Origin of the sequence: Prevotella sp. P5-126 (assembly GCF_002251185.1) — a bacterium.
Classification (GTDB): domain Bacteria; phylum Bacteroidota; class Bacteroidia; order Bacteroidales; family Bacteroidaceae; genus Prevotella.
On record NZ_NPIZ01000002.1, the window covers coordinates 1 to 3,114 of the forward strand.

Annotated in this window: 4 protein-coding genes; all 4 read left to right on the forward strand. The window is 43.4% G+C overall.

All coding sequences use genetic code 11. The features are described from left to right. Window positions 1-482, forward strand: a 482-nt coding sequence (locus CIK90_RS14025) for a hypothetical protein (RefSeq protein WP_158216004.1), incomplete at its 5' end; no start/stop codon positions are given. A gap of 675 nt (window positions 483-1,157) precedes the next feature. Then, entirely contained in the window at window positions 1,158-1,844 is a 687-nt protein-coding gene (infC, locus tag CIK90_RS00475) for a translation initiation factor IF-3 (protein ID WP_094434046.1), read from the forward strand. Window positions 1,845-1,917: 73 nt separating this feature from the next. Next, window positions 1,918-2,115 (forward strand): 50S ribosomal protein L35, encoded by a 198-nt coding sequence (gene rpmI / locus CIK90_RS00480; protein WP_022159100.1) that lies wholly within the window; start codon window positions 1,918-1,920, stop codon window positions 2,113-2,115. A 37-nt stretch (window positions 2,116-2,152) separates the two neighbouring features. Next, on the forward strand, window positions 2,153-2,497 hold the full coding sequence (gene rplT / locus CIK90_RS00485) for a 50S ribosomal protein L20 (protein ID WP_094390499.1): 345 nt from the start codon (window positions 2,153-2,155) through the stop codon (window positions 2,495-2,497). Window positions 2,498-3,114 lie beyond the last annotated feature (617 nt).

Sequence of the window (3,114 nt, forward strand, 5' to 3'; positions counted from 1 at the left end):
CAATCGACATCATCAAAGGTATCAGTGGTAAGTATGGTAACAAGTCTAACGACTACTTCGCCACTAACAAGTCTAGTAACAAAATCCATCTCGCCAAACTCGCCAACCCATACAAGGGTCCTGCTACAGAGAAGCAGAAGCTGCAGCGCGAGAAGTTCGCCAAACAGCAGGCTGCTAGCAGCGCATGGCTTAAGGCTAACCGCCCGAACGAGAAGAACGGCATCAAGGGTACTCCTATCTACCAGTATGCCCTGAAGCTGAAGCGTACCTTCGCCTTCTCTAACGTCAACCAGGTGTTGTTTAAGTACATGGACAAGGAGTTTAACATCAAGTTGCCTGACTCCATCGATGCACCTAATGTGGACGGCGAGGATACCGGTTCTACTACCAATCCTGGCAGCGGTGACCAGGGTACTGAGCAGAAGCCCGGTGGAAGCGACCAGGGTACAGAACAGCCTGGTGGCGGAGGTCTGGAGGGTTAGTCTTCCGTTTTCTTCTTAACCATCATTCCTTCATCGTCACAGCGCTCCTTGTTGTCAGGGGGCGCTGTATTCTTTATCCACGGAGGACACGGATGACACAGATTTTATTTGTATTCCGCGGATTTTAGTTGCCTACGGCAAGATGTTTTGGAGTAGCGAAGACAGAGTGAAAGCTCGCTTTCACTATGCTGAGTCACGACAAAACAAACCATTGGTAAATCTTTGGAGGAAATCTTTAATAAAAAATATGGCCTTTGGCCAGAAATCAATCATCATCGGAATTTAAACGGATGTTAGACGGATGTTTTTTGGGGGTAGCCTGAAGGCTAGAAATCTTTGGAGGAAATCTTGTTTAAGATGTTGCCTACGGCAAGAAATATTTTAGGAAGATAACAATATTATTAAATAGATTTCTGGACCGTTTAGGTCCTTAGATTTTACATGAAGATTTCCTCCAAGATTTCTTGCGAAGCAACACAAAACATAATCTTTAACCTTTAACCTTTAACCTTTAACCTTTAACCACTAACCTAAAACGCTCCTTGTGCGACAAAATAGGGTGGGGAATAAAATTATGTGAGAAATAATGAAAAAATAATGCGAAAAGTTTTGTTAGTCCGAATAAAAGCAGTAACTTTGCAGCCAATTTGAGTAATTACACCGAAAATATAGTCGATGAAGAATGACAACATGAAGAATCAGTACCGCGTCAACGAACAGATTCGTGTGCGTGAGGTACGTATTGTGGGAGACGACGGATCAACAGTAGTTCCCACTCGTCAAGCATTGGATATGGCTCGTGCAGAGGGCGTTGACCTCGTTGAGATATCCCCAAATGCCAACCCTCCCGTTTGTCGCATTATCGACTATTCGAAGTTCCTCTATCAGCAGAAGAAGCGTCAGAAGGAAATGAAAGCCAAGCAGGTGAAGGTGGAAGTGAAGGAGATTCGCTTCGGACCTCAGACCGATGAGCACGACTACCAGTTTAAGCTGAAGCACGCCAAGGAATTCCTGGAAGAAGGTAATAAGGTACGCGCATACGTATTCTTCCGTGGACGTTCTATCCTGTTTAAGGAACAAGGAGAAGTGCTCCTGTTGCGTTTCGCAAACGATCTGGAGGAATACGGTAAGGTAGAACACATGCCCTCACTCGAAGGTAAGAAGATGTTTATCTATCTCGCTCCTAAGAAAGCAGGTGTGGCCAAGAAGAGTCAACAGGCTCGCGACAGAGAGGCTTCTGCAGCCGAGATCAAAGAGGCAGAGCAGCAGCAGGCCAAAGAGCGCGTGGAAACGAAAAGCGGTATGCTGGCAAACGCCAAGATTAGCGCAGACGCTCTCGAAAAGTTGAAAAACAATATCTGAACGAAAACAGGTGCGTAACGCCCGGTATATGCGTTGCCACCATATTATTAAATAACAATTAAATAACAAAACAATGCCAAAAGTAAAGACAAATTCCGGCGCAAAGAAGAGATTTCGTTTCACCGGTACAGGTAAGATCAAGAGACACCATGCTTACCACAGTCACATTCTGACTAAGAAAACTAAGAAGCAGAAGCGTAACCTGGTTCACCAGGCTATCGTGGACAACAGCAACTTGAAGCAGGTTCGTGACCTGTTGTGTCTCCGTTAATTCACCTATTGTCAAACATTAAAGTAAGAAGAAAACTATGCCAAGATCAGTAAATCACGTTGCTTCAAGAGCAAAACGTAAAAGAATTCTGAAACTCACTCGCGGTTACTTTGGTGCCCGCAAGAATGTTTGGACAGTAGCGAAGAACACATGGGAAAAGGGTCTTACCTACGCTTACCGCGACCGTAAGAACAAGAAACGCAATTTCCGCGCTCTGTGGATTCAGCGTATCAACGCTGCTGCCCGTATCGAAGGTTTGAGCTACTCTGCTCTGATGGGCAAGCTCGCTCAGGCTGGTATTGAAATCAACCGTAAGGTGCTTGCTGACCTCGCTGTCAACAACCCTGAGGCTTTCAAGGCTATCGTCGAGAAGGTTAAGTAAAGTCTTATTCTCGTAAGAGAACGAAAAAATGCAGGAATACTCGCAAGGTGTTCCTGCTTTTTTTATCTCACACGGATTTATTCTTTTGCTGGCAGGAAACACAAAACATAATCTTTTCCGTGTGTTCTGTGTAATCCGTGGATTTTTTTAGTTGCCTACGGCAAGAAATATTTTTTATCATCGGAATTTAAACGGATATTAGACGGATGTTTTTGGGGTTGCCTACGGCAAGAAATCTTTGGGGGAAATCTTTAATGAAATATGGCCTATGGCCAGAAATCAATCATCATCGGATTGTTTTCGTTAAGCCATGAGGAGAATAAAGCTCGCTTTAATTATGCCATGGCGAGAAAACAAAGGCGTATGCCAATTTAAACGGATATTAGACGGAAATAAAATCTTTAACGAAAATCTCTAACCTTTAACCTTTAACCTTTAACCTTTAACCTTTAACCTTTAACCTTTAACCTTTAACCTCTAACCTAAACACTCCGCTTTCTATGTTAAAATCCAAATATTTTGACCATTATTTTTAATTTATGCTGATATTTTATATTCTGGTGAGAAAATTTGGCGATTTCGGACCATAGCAGTGACCAAACGTATGAGTTTGTTCT

Excerpts from the sequence above, each read along its gene's own strand:
- infC (WP_094434046.1), top strand. The coding sequence starts at position 1,158 with ATGAAGAATGACAACATGAAGAATCAGTACCGCGTCAACGAACAGATT.
- rpmI (WP_022159100.1), top strand. The coding sequence starts at position 1,918 with ATGCCAAAAGTAAAGACAAATTCCGGCGCAAAGAAGAGATTTCGTTTC.
- rplT (WP_094390499.1), top strand. The coding sequence starts at position 2,153 with ATGCCAAGATCAGTAAATCACGTTGCTTCAAGAGCAAAACGTAAAAGA.